This window comes from Microbacterium sp. LRZ72 (genome assembly GCF_033792225.1).
GTDB lineage: Bacteria > Actinomycetota > Actinomycetes > Actinomycetales > Microbacteriaceae > Microbacterium.
In genome coordinates this window covers 1-1,463 of record NZ_JANGEX010000035.1, presented here as the reverse complement: position 1 = coordinate 1,463, position 1,463 = coordinate 1, and the positions used below count along the sequence as shown (strand labels likewise).

Below are 1,463 nucleotides of genomic sequence, written 5' to 3'. Positions count from 1 at the left end.
TCACTCGTCAACATGGGTAGTGGCGGGATCGTCCCGCTGGTTCATCCTCACCGTCGGGAGAGGACCTTGGCAGCGTGACCGTGAAGGTCCAGCGGCAGACCTGTCCCTCCCGGCGGTGGCGGATTCCGACTGGCTAGTGGGAGTCGTGCCCCGAGTTCGGGAGCACCTGAGTGAGCGTCCAGAGGGATTCGTCACGAGGCGAATCCGTCTTCGAAGGAGAAGCGCTCATGCAAGACCTCAACCAGCGGGCTTGGCCGGTGTTCGCCGGCATCGACTGGGGTGGTGACAACCATCAGCTCTGCGTTGTCGCGCCCGACGGGAAGCGGCTGCTCGAGACCCGTGTCAGTCACGATGTTGCCGGACTCCGCCAACTCGACCAATATCTGATCGGCTTCGGACCTCAGGTCCCGATCGCGATCGAACGCTCCGAAGGGCTGCTCGTCGAGCATCTCCAAGCGATCGGGCATGCGGTGTTCCCCGTATCCCCGCGGATCTCCGCGCGGGCGCGGGAGCGTTACAAGGTTGCCGCAGTCAAGGACGACCGATTCGACGCCTTCGTGCTCGCCGACACGCTCCGCTTCGACCACGCGCACTGGCGCCCGTTGTCTGTCCCATCGCCGCTCCTCGCGGAGATCAAGGCCCTCACCCGTGACCGGGACCGGCTTCTGGAAACTCAGCAGGCAACCGAGAGCCAGCTGCGGATGATCCTCGAGGCCTACCACCCGGCACCAGTGAGGCTGTTCTCGTCTGTCGACCGGCAGATCACACTGTCGTTCGTCACCGACTACCCGACACCGGCGAACGCGTCCCGAGTGAAGACCACAAGGATGGCCGGGTTCCTCTCGCGCCACCGCTACACCGGCAGAGTCCCCGCGCAGACCCTCGCCGACCGCATGAGACAGAACCTGCTCTCCGGCTCCCCAGGCACGGTCGCGGGGAAGAGCTTCTCGGCTCTCGCCTTCACCCAGGTGCTGCAACTGCTCAACGCGCAACTCGCCGAGTTCGACGACGCGATCGCCGCGGCCACCGCGGAACACCCGGACGCGCCGATCTTCGCCAGCTTTCCCGGCATCGGCCCCGTGCTCACCGCGGTGCTGCTTGCTGAGATCGGTGAAGACCGCGCCCGGTTCCCGCAGGCCGAAGTGCTCCTCGCCGAAGCCGGGCTCGCACCCGTGACCCGCTCGTCAGGACGGTCCCGGTCGGTCAGGTTCCGCTATGCCGCGAACAGCAGGCTCCGGGAGGCGACCATGTGGTGGGCGTTCAACTCCCTCAAGACCTCGCCCTGGGCGGCCGCCGCGTTCCGAGACGCCCGCGAGCAGAAAGGCCAGCGCTACCATCGCGCACTCCGCGGACTCGCCGCCCGCTGGACCCGCATCCTTTGGCGCTGCTGGAGCAACCACGAAACCTACGACCCCACCCGCCACGGATCGGCCGCGCTGATCACCGCCGCCTGACCAGCCACG

The 1,463-nt window shown here is 67.1% G+C and carries 1 protein-coding gene; it reads left to right on the top strand.

What is annotated here, in order from left to right; genetic code table 11:
• Nucleotides 1-257: 257 nt before the first annotated feature.
• Nucleotides 258-1,454 (top strand): IS110 family transposase, encoded by a 1,197-nt coding sequence (locus tag M4I32_RS15120; protein ID WP_319035308.1) that lies wholly within the window; start codon nucleotides 258-260, stop codon nucleotides 1,452-1,454.
• Nucleotides 1,455-1,463 lie beyond the last annotated feature (9 nt).